Below are 16,883 nucleotides of genomic sequence, written 5' to 3'. Positions count from 1 at the left end.
GTCTATAAAGAGGTGTAAAAAATGAAAGCTAAGTGTAGTATTTTGTATTATTTAATGTGTGCTTATATAGTGATAATGCCTCTGATTCAAGAGGGAACAAATTTAAAAGGAGTATCTGTTTCAGATATTTTATTAGGAATAATTATGTGCTTATATCTCATAAAGTTGATTTTTAATAGGGATACGAGGGGAAGGTTTCTTTATGGGATTAGAGACTTCTTTAGTAGTACTTTAAGTATTTGCATAGTGATGTTATTGGGTATTATGTTATTATCAACCTTTTATGCATTAGAAAAGGGATTAGCATTAAGCGAAAGCGCAAGATTTTTAACATATGTATTTATATTTTTTATAATTAAGTATGAATTTAATACAAAAAAATTAGTGAAAAACTTATTGAGATGCTTTATATTCACATCAGGAGTCTTGAGTATTTTTGGTATAATTCAATACTTTACAATAATTGGATTAGATAAAAGGTTTATTGTGAAATACTCCTATGGATATAGAGCAAGTAAGATTGCTGCAACAATGCAAAATCCTAATGCATATGCGGGTTTTCTTATTTTAATTATTTTTCCATTAGTAATGCTAACAATTTATGAAAAAAATAAAAAATTAAAGAGTATGTATGGAATAATATCAATTCTAATATTTCTAAATATACTTATGACTTATTCTAGAAATGTTTTATTAGGCGTTTGTATCGGTGCAGCGGTTTTATGTGTGCTATATAGTTTAAAATTAATTGTAGTTTTTGGAGGGGTAGGTATTTTGGCTTTATTTAGTCCGGCGGTTCTTGATACAGTTAAGGATTTAACAAATAATGGACAAAATGTGGCTAGAATTAAATTGTGGAAAACGGCTCTAATGATGATTAAGGAACATCCAATTCTAGGAGTTGGTAATGGTAATTATATCAGTAGGTATAACGAATATATTAATAAGTATAAAGGCCTAAGCTACAACTCGTATACAAGATATCCTACACATAGTTCTTATTTAAAGACTCAAAGTGAATTGGGCATAATAGGAATAACATCTCTTTTAGTAATTTTAATAACAGTGCTTATTAGATTGAAAAAATTAATTACTATAACAGATGACAAATTTTTGCAAGCTTTTTACATGGGTGCATTGGCATCGATGGTAGCATTCTATTTTATGAATTTATCAGACAATCTATTTTTTGTGCCTAAAGTTACAACATATTTTTGGTTTATAGTAGCTACAGCTGAAAGTTTATTAAACGCATCAACAAATAATTTGAATATATAAGTTGGTGAAGAAATTTAGAAATACAGGGGGACGCTTAAATATTCATCAGAAAGTAGGAGTTAACGCAATATGATAAATATAGATAAAAAAGCGCATATTGAGAATAAGAAGCTTCAATTTGGACTTAAGAGATTAATGGATATTACATTGTCTTTTATAGGTATAATTATATTATTGCCTATATATTTAATTATCATTATTGCTATTAAACTAGATTCAAAAGGAGCAACTGTATTTAAGCAGGTTAGGGTAGGTAAAGATGGAAAAAACTTTAATATTTATAAATTTAGAACTATGATAGCTCAAGCTGAAAGCAAAATAGAACTTAATATAGATCCGTTTGATTTGGAGAATTTTGTGTTTCAAGACAAGTCGGACGTTAGAATAACAAGGGTTGGAAAATTTTTAAGGTGCAACAGCCTAGATGAGATTCCACAATTTTTCAATGTTTTGTTTGGACAAATGAGCCTTGTAGGCCCTAGGCCTGAAATACCAGAGATAGTTAAGTATTATCCCGAAAGCTACTACCAAAGACTCTTAGTTTTGCCAGGAATTACTGGACTTGCACAGATTAGTGGAAGAGGAGAAATCGAACTAGGGAAAACAGTTACTTATGATTTGAATTATATTAAAAATTTTTCAGTCCAATTAGATATAAAAATTATCTTCTTAACAGTTGTATCTGTGTTTAAGAAAGACGGCGCTTATTAGGGAGTTGTTAATTTGGAGGGGTTTTATTTATGATAACAAGAATTTTTCAATTCGAAATTTTTAATGATACCATAGAAGAATTGTTTGAAAACATAAACAGTTTTAAAAAGGTACATATTGTTTCAGGAAATCCACAAGTTCTTTTTAGTGGGCTACAAAATAATTTATTGTTAGAAAATTTCACTAGTAAAAATTCAATCATTATTCCAGATGGAATTGGTACAGTAATATGTTCTAAAATTGTAGGACAACCGGTGAAAGAAAAAATTGCTGGTGTAGAACTTATGGATTGTATAGTAAAAAAATGTGAAAAAGAAAGCCAAGGAATATATTTGTTAGGGTCCACCCAGGAAACAGTGAATATGTGCAATATTAATCTGCGAACTAAATATCGCAAATTAAATATTTTAGGGAGTCATGATGGATATTTCGAAATGGACAATTGTGAAGAACTATTAAAAGAAATAGAAAAAGTTAGTCCACAAGTCTTATTTGTTGCTATGGGATGCCCAAGGCAAGAAGTATTTATAGCGAAATATATGGACAGACTTCCTTGCAAAGTATTTATGGGAGTTGGAGGAAGTTTTGATATTATAGCTGGTAATGTTAAACGTGCACCTAAATGGATGATAAATATAGGCATGGAATGGTTATACAGAGTTGCGAAAGAACCATTTAGAATTAAAAGATTATCATCTATACCTAAGTTTATTTTAATGGTAATAAAGGACAAGTATAAACGTAAATAATTGTTATTAACATCAGAGAAGTAAAGGAGAGGATCCATATTAAAGTTTTGCATGTCATATCAGGAAATGATAATGGTGGTGGTGGAAAACACGTATTAAACATATGCAGTAAATACAATAACAAATTTGAGAATATAGTCGGTTGCTTGGGAGAAGGTCCACTTTACTCAAAAGTTAGAGTTATGGATATTAGCTACAAACTTTTTAGTAAGAAGCTTAATAATATTGAGCTAGTGAATTTTATAAGATGCAATTCGATAAGTTTAGTAAATTTCCATGGAGCAATGCCGTTCCTAATGCATTTAATTTTAAAAAGCAAATTAAACGTACCTACAGTAGCTGTAGTTCACAGTGATTTTAGATATGATTTCCTTAATAATAAAGTGAAATATTTTATTTTTACTCCCCTGAGTATTAAGGGTCTAAAGAGCTTTAATAATTATATTTGTGTATCAAATAATTTGAAGGTTTTATTAGAAGAAAAAAATATTCAAGGAAGTAAATCAGTTGTAAATAATGGTATAGATATAAAGAAAATTAGTATTGTGACGCCAACAGAAGATATACGAAATAATTTGAATTTAAAGAAGAATGATTTTGTATATATTATGGTTGCGAGATTACATCCTATAAAAAATCATAGAGAAGTTATAGTGGGATTTAGAAAACTTACTATTGAATTTCATGATGTAAAATTGCTTTTAGTTGGTGATGGTGAGCTACAATCCGAACTAGAGAAGTTAATAGTGGAGCTAAAAATAGAAAATAAAGTTATAATGACCGGAAATGTTTCTAATCCAATAGACTATATAAACGCCTCTGATGTTAGTGTTTTAGCTTCTTTAAGCGAGGGTGGAGCACCACCCTTAACGGTTTTAGAATCAGCAATTGTAAAGAAACCTTTGATTTATACTGAAGTGGGCGACTTACAAAGTATATTAGGCGAAGACAGCGGGTATAAAGTGAAGAATCAAAACAACGAAAATATTTATAAAGCTATGAAAGAAGCATATTTAGATAAGAGCAATTTAAACATAAAGGGTGAAAAGTTATATAACATTGTTGTAAATAATTTTACTATAGAGAAGTTTTGGAAAAATTATTTTGAAATTTATAAGAGTATACTAAAAAAATAATGAGTATATTTTTTTATTATATAGGAAACAGCTTGCGGAAACCGCTGTGGATAACATTCTAGCTAAAAAATAGATAGAAAAAATCAGATAAATATGAGATGATTAAATCATGAAAATAAATAAGATTACTATAAAACAAATATTTGAAGATAATTATCCAGAGTTTTGGAAATTGAATAAAGAAAAGTATCCTGAAAAGATGAGAGAACATATGAATATCGAAGTAATGAAAATGATAGGATGTGGAGATATTTCATTAGGTTTTGTTGCGTATATATGCTTAAAATGTTTAGAAGTATTTAAAATAGGGTTTACATGCAAAAGTAGATTTTGCAGTAAATGTGGGAAAAAGTACATAAGTGAATGGGTAGAAAAACAAGTAAACAAGATTTTAGATGTACCGCATAGACATTGTGTATTCACAATACCAGCTGAATATAGGAATTATTTTTACTGGAATAGGGAGTGCTTAAAAGATTTACAAGACATGGTATATGAGGCTATAAACGAGTTTGCGAATGGTGTAAACTATAAAAATAGAGAAGAGTATCAGAAAAAGAAAAGGGGTAAAAAAGGAGGAGTACTTTGGCAAAGTGGAATGATAGGAGTAGTGCATACATTTGGAAGGAATGTAGGTTTTAATCCACATGTCCATGCATTGGTTCCAGAAATAAAAACAAAAGGCAATGAAGTTAAGGAGATGGAATACCTTGACTACAAATATTTCAGAAAAGTTTGGCAGTTTAAATTAATAAATTATATGATAAGTAAAAAGCCAGAGAAGAACGCAGAATACTTAAAAATGTTTAAAGATTATCCTGATGGATTCTATATAAATGCAAAATCAAGAATGAAAAGTGCAAGAGGTGCAGCAAGATATATAGGCAGATACTTAGCAAGGCCTGCGATAGCAGAATATAGAATACTTAGTTATGATGAGAAAAATGTAACGTTTTGGTATAAGAGTCATGAAACCAATGAGAGAGTAGAAGAAACAGTTACAGCGCAAGTATTCGTAGGTAGATTATTAATGCATATTACCCCTAAATATTTCAAGATGGTTAGACTATACGGAGTATATTCAGGCAGTATAAGTGTAAAAGTTCGGAAGTGTTTTGGTCTTTTGCAATACATAAAAAGTGGTCTTAAGGCAATTCAGTTCACACTAAAAATAAATTGGAAAAAGGAAACAAGAAAAATGACTTATAGAGAATTAATGATTATTAATTTTTCCAAAGATCCGAGAAAGTGTTTAAAATGCGGCCAGCTAATGGAATTGTGGCAAATATGGCATAGAAAGTATGGGTATATATATGATATGGGAACGTATTAAAAGAATTTTTAAAGGTAAAGTGAATGAGGATAGCATACCATTTCGACCACAAGAACGTGATAAAATGATACTTTTTAAATGTAAAAAATGTGGGTTTGAAGAAGAAGTGCCTGACTTTGTTGCGTTTGAATGTTATACGCCTGAAGAATATGACAAGAAAAGTGGTAGTCCTATTGTTTTGTGTATAGAATGTGGTTCAGATATGATAATTAAGAGGTGATGCCACACTATTTGTGGAGCATCACTTTAATACTCGACCGTAGGGAGATTTTGTTCTTTTTTTAATTCTATCTTTAAAATTTTAGGTGAAACAACTACATTATTTATGGAGCGATTACACATACTATAATTAAAGGAGTGTGTTATATGGAATTTTATGATGTAGTCAAAAGTAGAAAAAGTATTAAAAAATTTAAGAATACCCCAGTAAATAAAGAAAAATTAACAAAAATGATTGATTCAGCTATGATGTCCCCTTCATGGAAAAATAATACTTCATACAAATTTATTTTAGTTGATGAAGAAAACAAACTAGAACAAATTTCTAAATCTATAATGAATAAGGACAATTCAGCAGCACAATCAATATTAGATGCTCCAATGACGGCGGTTATAGTAGCAAAGCCAGATGCTTCTGGAGAAGTTGAAAACAGAGAGTATTATTTAGTGGATAGTGCCATTGCTATGGAGCATTTTATTTTGTCAGCTACTAATGAGGGTTATGGAACTTGTTGGATTGCTGCAATTGATGAAGATATTATAAAAAAAGCATTAGCCATTCCACAAAATTACAAAGTAGTTGCAATGACTCCTATTGGGGAAATTGCAGAAAGTAAAGAACATAACAATAAAAAAGATGCAAAAGATTATGTATTCTTGAATACTTGGGATAATGCCTATGCTGAAAACACTAAATAAATTATGATTTAGATGATTTTTTAAAATTACCCTATGTCTGCAAATGCAGACATAGGGCTTTTATTGTGAGCCCGGCATGGGCGCAATCTAATGGGTGAAAGTCCCTAGCGCGGGTTAATAGTGCCAAGCGCATAGCTTAAGACAAGGGTGTCCACCGCGAGGTGGAATCTGAAGGAAGTTGGCGGCGAAACTCTGGTCTGACGAACAGAAACTACATATAAGGCATATGCTTGTGGGTAAGTTTGCAATACAAAATGAAGCCCAAAACTATTCGAAACAGGCGATGTAAATGTAGCAGATAGATGGAGTGAAAGATTGCGTTCTTACCCGGGGAGATCTGATAGGTAAGTTGTGGATATGAATTTAGAAATAACAAACTATACAGTGATGTATGGCTGAACTATCAGAAGTCAGCAGACGTCATAGTACCATGCTAAACGCGTTAGCGTGGGAAGGACTGAACAATAGGAGGTTTTGAAATTTTGAAAGATACGAAGAAATATGATGAAAGCAGACAACTTCATAAAGAAGGCTCTCTACGAGAGAATAAAGTGGAACTTAAAGGTAACGTAGAAGTGCATAGTATTTCTCCTATGTCAGAAGAAGGAAGAAACGATGTGAATAGATACGGTAATGATTTACTCGAACAAGTATCGTCGAGAGATAATATGAATAAAGCATATAAAAGAGTAAAAGCAAATAAAGGAAGTCATGGTATTGATGGGTTGACGGTAGATGAACTTCTACAACACCTAAAAGAGCATGGACAAGAATTAAGGCAATCATTACTGGAAAACAGATATAGACCTCAAGCAGTAAGAAGGGTGGAAATACCCAAACCTGATGGGGGAATAAGACTACTTGGAATACCTACTGTAGTAGATAGAGTTGTTCAACAAGCAATCTCACAAGTTCTAATACCAATATATGAAAACAAATTTTCAGATAATAGCTATGGTTTTAGACCTTTAAGAAGTGCAAAGCAAGCTGTTGAAAAATGTAGGGGATATATTAATGCTGGACATACATGGACAGTAAATATAGACCTTTCTAAATACTTTGATACGATAAATCACGATAAATTAATAAGGATACTATCGGAAGATATTAAAGATAGTAGAGTAATCTCTCTGATACGAAAGTATCTACAAAGTGGAGTGATGATAAATGGGGTATTTATGAATACTGAAGAAGGAGCACCTCAAGGTGGACCCTTGTCCCCATTATTGAGTAACGTAATGTTACATGAACTTGATGTAGAACTAACAAAGCGAGGACTAAACTTTTGTAGGTATGCTGATGATGCTAATATATATGTTAAAAGTGAGAAATCAGCAAATAGAGTAATGAAGAGTATTACAAGATTTATTGAGGAAAAATTAAAGCTTAAAGTGAATAAAGAAAAGAGTACAGTAGATAGATCTTGGAAACTTAAATTTTTAGGATTTTCGTTTTACCGAGCAAAAGGTGAATACAGAATGAGAGTTCCTCAAAAACCTATAAGTAAATTCAAAGCAAAGCTAAAGGAATTAACTTCAAGAAGTAATGCGATGAGCATGGAATATAGATTTATGAAACTTAAGCAAGTGATAGTTGGATGGGTAAATTATTTTGCTATCGCAGATATTAAAAGCATTCTCAAAACACTTGATGAATGGTTAAGGCGAAGGATTAGAATGTGTTTTTGGAAACAATGGAAAAAGATTAAAACCAAATATAAAAACCTTGTTAAATTAGGCTTGAACAAGAATAAAGCCTGGCAATATACAAACACAAGGAAGAGCTATTGGAGAACATCCAATAGCCCTATATTAAACAAAACATTGACCAATAAATACCTTAAAAATATAGGATTAGTTTCTATATCTGAGACATATTTATTAAAACATTAATTCTTATTGAACCGCCGTGTACCGAACGGTATGCACGGTGGTGTGAGAGGTCGCTAAATAAACTAATTATTTAGCTCCTACTCGATTTGTTATATATCTATAAATGAGCGAAAACGATTCCTGAGGAAATTATTAGTGATATATTGAGGATGTTTTTAAATTGGCAAGAAGAAGGTAATACTGTAGAAAGTATTGAGTACATAAGGTAAGAAAAGCGGGTATAATGAAGTAAGCTAAGTATGTCTATAATTCTAATGGTAACTTACGTATTAAACTTAAATTTTATAAAAAAACAAATATTTATTAAGCGTGAAAAATAGAAAAATGAGGGAGTGGTAGTAATGTCTTCAGATCAAGCATGGAATTAAACTCACTCATTTCAATTTAGAAGAGATAATAAGTTGGAAGATTTAAAGCCTAAAAAATATATTTCTATAAAGAAGGTATGTATTAATGAATGAAAATAATATTGTAATCGGTAAAAAATATAGACATTTTAAAGGCAATGAGTATTTAGTGCTTTATGTAGCAAAACACTCAGAAACGCGTGAAGATATGGTGGTTTATCAGGCCCTTTATGGAGAAAGAGGAATATGGGTTAGACCATTAAGTATGTTTTTAGAGAAAAAAGAAGTTGATGGTAAAATGGTAAATAGATTTGAAAAGATTGATAACGAACTGGAATTAGCCGAAGAAATGCATCACAGTAGTTGATGTTATTAAGGTTGAAAACCAAATTAGTGGCATAGATGTGAAAGGTAAACCACTTCAGTAATGAAGTGGTTTGTTAATAAATATTTTTATTTAAAATTTAATTATTCCTATAGAATTTAAGAAAATAATTAAAAGAAGGATTGGTGATATAAATTTAATAAATACATATATAATGTTTAACACAGAATCGTTATTTAAAGTTCCTTGATTTGATAGTTCTAGTTTGAAATCTTCCTTTTTAGTAAAGTATCCAACGTAAATCGCTATTAAAAGCCCACCTATTGGAAGTAATATATCTGAAGATAAGTAGTCAAAGGTATCGAAAAATCCTCTCTGGCCTATTATATGAATATTAGCAAGGGCACTCGTGGGATGAGCCGATAATGTTGCGAGAATTCCAAACACCATCATTATGCTTGTTGTAAATAACACAGCTTTCGTTCTACTCATACCCTTTTCTTCTGTAAAATACGCAACTGGGACTTGAACCATAGATATTAGTGCTGTTGTAGCGGCTATTGCAGTTAAAAAGAAAAATGCGACTAATAATACACTGCCAAAAGGTATTTTTGAGAATACAAGTGGTATAGTCATAAATAAAAGACCAGGACCTTCACTAGGTTTTAGACCAAAAGAGAATACGGCTGGGAATATTGCAATTCCTGCCAATATTGAAATTAGTGAGTCAGATAAAGCAACCTTAACTGAAGTTGCTATCATATTATTATCAGGTGTAAAATAACTTCCATAAGTAATCATTGTTCCCATTCCGAGGGACAGTTTGAAAAAGGCTAGACCAAGAGCTGCTAATATAACACGTCCAGTTAATTGTGAAAAATCCACATGAAATAAAAATTTTAATCCTTGTGATGCACCTGGAAGTGTTAATGCCCTTGCACCACATATAATAATTAGTATGAATAATACAGGCATAAGTGTCTTTGTTATTCTTTCAATTCCATTTTTAACTCCTGCAATTAAGATTATTGAAACTACGATGAGAACTATAAATTGCCATACTATTGGAGACAGTGGTCCAATTAAGGTTGACATGAATTTTGCCGAAGCAGTACTAGAAGTAACCCCCCTAAAATCGCCCTTTATTGCTTTGAATACATAGGAATAAACCCATCCTGCAACACAGCTATAAAAAAATGCTATTAGAAATGCTGTAGATGTCCCCATTAATCCAATAGTTTTCCAGCCTTTAGCAGCATTTAATTTTTTAAAAGCTCCGACTGCATTTTTTCTTGATTTTCTTCCAATGTAAAATTCACATGCCATAATGGGAATACCAACTAATACAACACATAAAAGATATACTAAGAGAAAAGCTCCTCCACCGTTAGACCCTATTAAATAAGGGAATTTCCATATGTTACCTAAACCTACGGCTGAACCTAATGTTGCAAAAAAAATTGCAAATCCTGTAGAAAACATCTCTCTTTTATTTTTCTCTGCCACTGCATATCACTCCTCTTTATCTTTAATTAAACAATTATCTGTACTACAAAATTAGAGTACTGTTTAAATGATATCAAATTTATATAAAAGGTAAAATTAATTTGTATCTGTTACTTTAACACCTTAGCACGTACATTTAAATATATCAATAAAAATGTATTATTACGGAACGTTATTTTTATTTATTATTTCTCTTATTAGTGTATATATTCATATCTTATGAAGGTGTACAGACAAAGCAAATTAAGATAAAACACCGATATAAAAAGTAAAACAATATGATTTTACCTATTTATATAGGTTAGGTATGTTTAAGAATAGTCAAAATATGAAAATTTTTAAGGGAAGACAAATGATATGCTCCCCTTAATTCACATTTAGTAATGCTTTTTTCACAGAATACTAAATTTTTTTAGAAGAAAGACGAATAATTATTTCATAACTGTTTTTTGCAAAACACATAATTTTCACATAAATAATTTAAAATGTTTTGAGAATTATATGATAGAATATAATCTAATGAGTATATATGGGATGCAGTTAATTTAAGTGTTTTTATAAACTATAGAATTTAGTACACAATAAGTCGGGGGTGATACGTTTGTCAAAGAAAGTATATCTTGTTGAAGATGAAATAAGTTTAAATCTTTTGCTGGAAAAATATCTACAACGTGAGGGTTATGCCGTAACTACTTTTTCAAATGGTAATTCTGCAATAGAAAAGATTGAAGATTCACCAGATCTTTGGATACTAGACATAATGCTTCCAGATATTGATGGTTATCAAATTATTAAAGCTATTAAATCTTACAATAAAAATACACCTGTCATTTTTATGTCTGCAAGAAATGAAGAGCTTGATCGCGTGGTGGGACTAGAGCTAGGCAGCGATGATTATTTATCAAAACCATTTTTACCTAGAGAGCTTATTATTAGAACTAATAAACTTTTAGAAAGAATTTATGGAATATCTAAAGGGGATGCCACTCAAATAAGTGATCACTTAAATATGGCAGGATATTGTATTAGCAAGAAACAAAGAACGGTTTTTATAGGAACTGTAGAGGTTATTTTAACTAAAAAAGAATTTGAACTGCTCTATTATTTTATTGAAAACAAAAACAATTTAGTGTCTAGAGAACAAATATTAGATACTGTATGGGGCGATGATTACTTCGGTTCAGATAGAGTAGTTGACGACGTTATAAGAAGACTTAGAAAAAAGATAGATAAATTCACCATAGAAACTGTATATGGGTATGGCTATAAACTAGTGTACAAATCATGAGAAAATTTAAATCACTAACCATGAGAATATGGACAACATTTACAATCATAATACTTATAATAATTTCTAGCATTTCATTTTTATATCTCGTTACTTTTAAAACCATAAATGAAAAAGGTAAAATTCAAGATTTAAAAGTATCACATGATATGTTAAAGACTAATAATTTTACTCAGCCTAATAGATTTGAAGAGATGAAAAATCTATTAGGTAGCGATTATTATATTGTTAATGTGCATGAAAATAATAACCCTGAGATTATAAATATAAATAAAGGGCGAGGTTTGCCACCAGGTGATCCTAAAGATCTTAGCGTACCTTTTAGTGTAAATGATAAAAATATTAAACTATGGATGTCAAGCTTTATTACACCAGGCACTCTTAATCAAAAACAATTTAAAGAATCATACAATAACACAAAATTTATTTTCATAATAAGTTCAATCCAATATGAAAGGTCTGGAAAGTCATATTTAATAACCTACATGCCTGAAATCGAAGATAATAGTTTGCTTTATATGGTGATTTGGGTAGGAAGCATATTTATAGCTATTGGTTTTTTAACTTCTAAATTAGTTGCAAATTATATTTCAAAACCACTTAAAGAACTTGAAAATTATACGGTTAGAATAGCACATAAAGATTGGAGTAATCCTATTAATGTTAAAAATGAAGATGAGATTGGAAGACTCGCAAACTCGATGAATATGATGCAAAAAGAATTAAAACGTACTGACGAAGAGGAAAAAATGTTCCTGCAGAGTATATCTCACGATTTAAAAACACCCGTTATGGTAATTATGAGTCATGCTGAGGCTATTATTGACGGTGTATATGTGGAATCAGTTGAGAAAAATGCTGAAATCATAAGAGATGAAGCTTTGAGCCTAGAAAAAAAAGTTAAACAAATATTATATTTAAATACCCTTGATTATGTTTTAGAGAATAACTTTGAGAGTATAGATATTAATTTACATCGCTTACTTATCCATATTATAAAGAGATTCGAATTAATTAATAATAATATTAAGTGGGATTTAAACATTGAGGAAGCTATTATATATGGAAACGTGGATAAAATACAGGTTTCTATTGAAAACATATTAGATAATTCCATTAGATACGCTAAGAGTAAAATATGCGTAAGCTTAAAAAAAGAAGGTGCTTTTGCAGTAATCAGCATATATAACAATGGGCCTAATATTCCTGGTGAACATTTGTCTCATATTTTTGATAATTTCTATAAAGATAAGACTGGTAAATTTGGTCTGGGCCTTGCTATTTGCAAGAAAATTATAAAGTATTACAATGGTGAAATAGAGGTTACAAATAGGGATATTGGTGTTAGTTTTTCAATTAAATATCGTCTATAAATAAAAGCAATCAACAGAACTGTTGATTGCTTTTTGTGCGTTACACCCAATCACATAAAGCTCACACAATTATTTGATACTGATACTACAATTGATGATTATAATCTTATATATCGAGATATTCGTACTATACGTTTCAAATAATAGTAAATTTATATTGAAATAAAATGGGGGTGAAAAAATATCAAAACATTAAATAACTTTATAAATTATATTTTAAATGGAAAGCTCAAGCATATATCCAGGTTTTCACTAGTAGGGATAGCAAATACTTTAATAGATTTTTTAATATTTACACTGTTTCATGGATTAATTGGCCTAAATTACATTGCAAGCCAGATAATCGGGTATAGCTTTGGAGTTGCTAACAGTTTTGTGCTTAATAAAAAATGGACTTTTTCTACAAATAATTCCAATAAAAAAACTAGTCATGAACTTTTTCAATTTATTGTAGTTAACCTAATTTCGCTTATTATAACCCTTATAACAATGAATTTTTTAGTAAAGAGGTTAAGTATTAACATATATATATCTAAAATAATTGTCACATTTGTGGCTCAAATAACAAATTTTTTGTTTTATAGGCTATGGGTATTTAATAAAGTAGCCAGCAGAAATATATAATCTCAAATCAATTACGAGCATGCCTGTTATTATGGCTAATACTTATTCTAAAAAGGGGGCAAATTAAAATGAGTAAATTAAAAATTTCAAAGGAAAAACTTTTATTATCATTAATATTATTATTGTCTGGAATATTAAATTTTACTAACTTAAGCATAGAGGGATATTCAAATCTGTATTATGCTGCTGGTGTAAAAAGTATGACTATGAACTGGAAAAACTTCTTTTTCGTATCTTTTGACCCAACTAGTTTTGTAAGTATTGACAAACCGCCTCTAGGTTTTTGGGTTCAAGCAATCTCTGCTAAAGTTTTTGGATTTAGTGGATGGAGCATTCTTCTTCCACAGGCTCTTGCAGGAGTAATCTCCGTTTTAATAATATATATTATTGTTAAAAGATCCTTTGGAACTACAGCTGGTCTTCTTTCAGCATTATTTCTTGCAGTAACCCCAGTTTTCGTTGCATTGAGCAGAAATAATACTTGCGATAACTTGCTTGTTTTAACTCTACTACTCGCATGTTGGGCTATTTCTATAGCAGCTGAGAAATGCAAACTTAAATATCTTCTTTTAAGTTTAGCTATTGTGGGTATTGGTTTTAATATAAAAATGCTTCAAGCTTATATGGTGATTCCAGCTATCTATATAACATATCTTTTATCAAAGGCAGTTTCACTTAAAAAGAGGTTAATTCATCTTATTTCAGGAACGCTGGTTCTACTTGTTTTTTCATTCTCTTGGGCTATTGTAGTAGATTTAATACCTGCTGCAAACAGACCTTATGTGGGAAGTAGCACAAATAATTCAGAATTAGAACTGATAATTGGACATAATGGACTCGAAAGGCTTGGAATTGGAAGTAGTACCACCGGTGGTATGGGTGGTGGTAAAACCCAAGGTGGAACTCCTCCAACTGGTAATGATGTAGTCACAGATGCTTCAAAAAACACTACCAATGATAAAACCGCTGAAAAAGGAATGCAAGGTGGTACTCCTCCTACAGATAATGGAAAAGGTGGCACCCCTCCTACAGATGGTAGTCAAGGTGGCACGATGCCAACGGGTGATGTCGGTCAAAACGGTCAGTCTCAAAGAGGAAATGCTGGCGGCGGTAGCATGGGTGGCAGTGAACGATCTAGCATTACACGATTGTTTTCTAACAATAGTATGTCTGATCAAATAATTTGGCTATTCCCTATTGCTGTTTTAGGATTTATAGCAGCTGCAATAAAAGAAAAACTTAAACCTGCTTTTGATAACAAGAAAAAACTAGCTTTAATTTTATGGTCAATGTGGTTACTACCCGAATTTATATATTTCAGCTTCACAACAGGTTTATTTCATCCTTATTATTTAACAATGCTTGCTCCACCAATCGCAGCACTCGCCGGAATCGGAATTGTGTCTATGTGGGAACTTCATAAAGAGGCTGGATTGAAATCTTGGATTTTACCATTAGCACTTGTTGTAGATGGATTAGTTCAGTTACTAATTTTATCTTATTTTTACAATACCTCAAGTATTACTAAGATTTTAATGATTTCGATGTCCGTTTTATGTTTTGTTTCATCGATTATACTTGTTATTCTTAAACAGATAAAAAACGAAAATATAAAGTTAAAAAAGCTATTAGTAGCTACTGCTATAACAGGGATTTTAATAACACCTACAATTTGGTCTGGAACTACTATATTTAACACTATGTCTGGAACTTTCCCATCTGCAGGACTTAGTTTAATCTCTAGTTCTCAAAAGGGAGATTCAAAAATGAATGTTTCTAATAATACTAGTAGTTCAAAATTAATAGAATTCCTTACAAGTCATAAAACAACTGAAAAATATATCCTAGTTACATCATCTACCAATGGAAATGCAACAGATATAATACTTAAAACTGATGAATCTGTAATGACAGGGGGCTTTTTCGGAACTGATAAGGCAATAACACTCGCTCAGTTTAAATCCCTAGTGAATAAAGGAGAAGTTAGGTACGTAATGATAGGCGGCCAAGTTGGCGGCTCAAGTAACGAAATCATGACCTGGGCTAAAAAGGCCGGTAAAATCGTTAAAGAGAGTGAATGGAAAGATTCTACAAATTCAAAAAATCAGCAACCTGATGGTGGAAGTTCCGAAGAGTTATATGATTTAAAAGCTGCCGATACTGCAAAATAACAAACTTATGTATTAGGATAACGCCATAAAACAAAAAAAAATCTAGTTTTAATCCACCATTTACTATGCAGTAGAACTGTATTAGGTACATGGTGGTTTTTTATTCTTATTTACATTTAATTCATATAATGATACTGTTATGACACACTATAACAAGAAGGTCTATATGATTAATTCATAAAGTTTTCATGTTAAAGACTATTATAGACTCTGAAAAATAGCTTTACTCTGGAGGAGGAAACAATATGTTTAATTATATAAACAAAAATATCATTAAGAATATCTTCTTTATACTACTGGGAAGTTTGATATCTTCACTCGGAATTAATTTGTTTATATCCAAAGCCAAACTTCTAAGTGGTGGTGCAACTGGTATATCGTTAATTATCCAATATTTATTTAAATTTCCTGCTGGATATACTATACTATTATTAAATATTCCGTTATTAATACTAAGTTATAAATATCTTAACAAACGATTTACTATTTTTTCAATTATAGGTATAATCTCATTTTCTTTGTTCTTAATTTTAACTGCTCCTTTAAAAGAACTGATTGGCACAAACGATACGTTACTATTATGTTTATACGGTGGAGTGTTAAATGGAATTGGCATAGGAATAATATTCAGCAATCACGGTTCCGGAGGAGGAGCCAATATTGTTTCAGCTTTAATAAAAGTAAAACATGATAACTTTAATATAGGACAAATATCATTTTGTGTTAATATGATAATTGTTTGTATCGGTACTTTCTTTTTTGGAGTAACTAGCGCGTTGTATACTATAGCTTCTATGTATATAACGGCTGAAGTTACCGATAGAATAATTCATGGAATGAAAAAACAAAAATTAGTTCTTATTATTACTACAAAAGAAAAAGAAATTTGTAGTGGAATTTTGTATAAAATGCATAGAGGAGTTACTTTTTTATATGGAGAAGGTGCATATACTGGTAATCATCAAAAAATATTATTTTGTACAGTAGCACTCCATCAGATCCCCGAATTAAAATTAATAATTAAAGAAATAGACAATAATGCTTTTATGATAATAGTTGATGCTTCAGAGGTAAGAGGTAAAGGATTTAAAAACGATTTAATATAGTAGTAACCACCCCAACAGTAACTGGCTGCCTTTCTTAGGTAGCCTTTTTATATAACTTATCACATAAAGTTCACATATTAATTTGATACTGCTGATACAATTTGCCCTTATAATTTTAATTATGGA

Annotated in this window: 15 protein-coding genes; 14 read left to right on the top strand and 1 reads right to left on the bottom strand. The window is 30.8% G+C overall.

Translation table 11 applies throughout. The features are described 5' to 3' along the window. Window positions 1-21 precede the first annotated feature (21 nt). The 9 genes from ACWJKP_RS12005 to ACWJKP_RS11965 all read left to right on the top strand — a co-directional run bounded on the left by ACWJKP_RS12005 (window position 22) and on the right by ACWJKP_RS11965 (window position 8,731). Entirely contained in the window at window positions 22-1,278 is a 1,257-nt protein-coding gene (locus ACWJKP_RS12005; RefSeq protein WP_165414070.1) for an O-antigen ligase family protein, read from the top strand. Window positions 1,279-1,347: 69 nt separating this feature from the next. After that, window positions 1,348-1,989 (top strand): sugar transferase, encoded by a 642-nt coding sequence (locus ACWJKP_RS12000; protein WP_165414071.1) that lies wholly within the window; start codon window positions 1,348-1,350, stop codon window positions 1,987-1,989. A gap of 29 nt (window positions 1,990-2,018) precedes the next feature. After that, a complete protein-coding gene (locus tag ACWJKP_RS11995) occupies window positions 2,019-2,738 on the top strand; it encodes a WecB/TagA/CpsF family glycosyltransferase (RefSeq protein WP_165414072.1) in 720 nt (239 codons plus the stop codon). Between the two features lie 47 nt (window positions 2,739-2,785). Further along, a complete protein-coding gene (locus tag ACWJKP_RS11990; protein ID WP_224578910.1) occupies window positions 2,786-3,874 on the top strand; it encodes a glycosyltransferase in 1,089 nt (362 codons plus the stop codon). 109 nt (window positions 3,875-3,983) lie between these two features. Beyond that, window positions 3,984-5,207 (top strand): IS91 family transposase, encoded by a 1,224-nt coding sequence (locus ACWJKP_RS11985; protein WP_165415065.1) that lies wholly within the window; start codon window positions 3,984-3,986, stop codon window positions 5,205-5,207. Further along, window positions 5,188-5,427 (top strand): hypothetical protein, encoded by a 240-nt coding sequence (locus ACWJKP_RS11980; protein WP_165415064.1) that lies wholly within the window; start codon window positions 5,188-5,190, stop codon window positions 5,425-5,427. Before ACWJKP_RS11985 ends, ACWJKP_RS11980 begins: the two co-directional genes overlap by 20 nt. 146 nt (window positions 5,428-5,573) lie before the next feature. Beyond that, the gene (locus ACWJKP_RS11975) at window positions 5,574-6,125 is read left to right on the top strand and encodes a nitroreductase family protein (protein WP_165415073.1); all 552 of its coding nucleotides are present in this window, start codon (window positions 5,574-5,576) and stop codon (window positions 6,123-6,125) included. Between the two features lie 482 nt (window positions 6,126-6,607). Beyond that, window positions 6,608-8,017: a group II intron reverse transcriptase/maturase gene (gene ltrA / locus ACWJKP_RS11970; RefSeq protein WP_224578726.1), complete on the top strand. Its 1,410-nt coding sequence runs from the start codon at window positions 6,608-6,610 to the stop codon at window positions 8,015-8,017. 453 nt (window positions 8,018-8,470) lie between these two features. Then, entirely contained in the window at window positions 8,471-8,731 is a 261-nt protein-coding gene (locus ACWJKP_RS11965; RefSeq protein WP_165414112.1) for a DUF1653 domain-containing protein, read from the top strand. Between the two features lie 90 nt (window positions 8,732-8,821). Here the strand turns inward: ACWJKP_RS11965 and ACWJKP_RS11960 are convergent, their stop codons facing one another. Beyond that, on the bottom strand, window positions 8,822-10,171 hold the full coding sequence (locus tag ACWJKP_RS11960; protein ID WP_165414114.1) for a sodium-dependent transporter: 1,350 nt from the start codon (window positions 10,169-10,171) through the stop codon (window positions 8,822-8,824). A gap of 625 nt (window positions 10,172-10,796) precedes the next feature. Between ACWJKP_RS11960 and ACWJKP_RS11955 the strand changes: the two genes are divergently transcribed. The 5 genes from ACWJKP_RS11955 (at window position 10,797) to ACWJKP_RS11935 (ending at window position 16,757) form a co-directional block, all read left to right on the top strand. Beyond that, a complete protein-coding gene (locus ACWJKP_RS11955; RefSeq protein ID WP_165414111.1) occupies window positions 10,797-11,483 on the top strand; it encodes a response regulator transcription factor in 687 nt (228 codons plus the stop codon). Beyond that, a complete protein-coding gene (locus ACWJKP_RS11950; protein ID WP_165414110.1) occupies window positions 11,480-12,856 on the top strand; it encodes a sensor histidine kinase in 1,377 nt (458 codons plus the stop codon). Before ACWJKP_RS11955 ends, ACWJKP_RS11950 begins: the two co-directional genes overlap by 4 nt. A 183-nt stretch (window positions 12,857-13,039) precedes the next feature. After that, window positions 13,040-13,480 (top strand): GtrA family protein, encoded by a 441-nt coding sequence (locus ACWJKP_RS11945; protein ID WP_165414113.1) that lies wholly within the window; start codon window positions 13,040-13,042, stop codon window positions 13,478-13,480. Window positions 13,481-13,548: 68 nt separating this feature from the next. Next, window positions 13,549-15,651 (top strand): glycosyltransferase family 39 protein, encoded by a 2,103-nt coding sequence (locus ACWJKP_RS11940; protein WP_165414109.1) that lies wholly within the window; start codon window positions 13,549-13,551, stop codon window positions 15,649-15,651. 245 nt (window positions 15,652-15,896) lie between these two features. After that, window positions 15,897-16,757, top strand: a complete 861-nt coding sequence (locus ACWJKP_RS11935; RefSeq protein ID WP_165414108.1) for a YitT family protein — start codon at window positions 15,897-15,899, stop codon at window positions 16,755-16,757. Window positions 16,758-16,883: the final 126 nt, after the last annotated feature.

The organism is Clostridium sp. CM037 (assembly GCF_055081095.1).
This window is presented reverse-complemented; position numbering and strand designations above follow the sequence as displayed.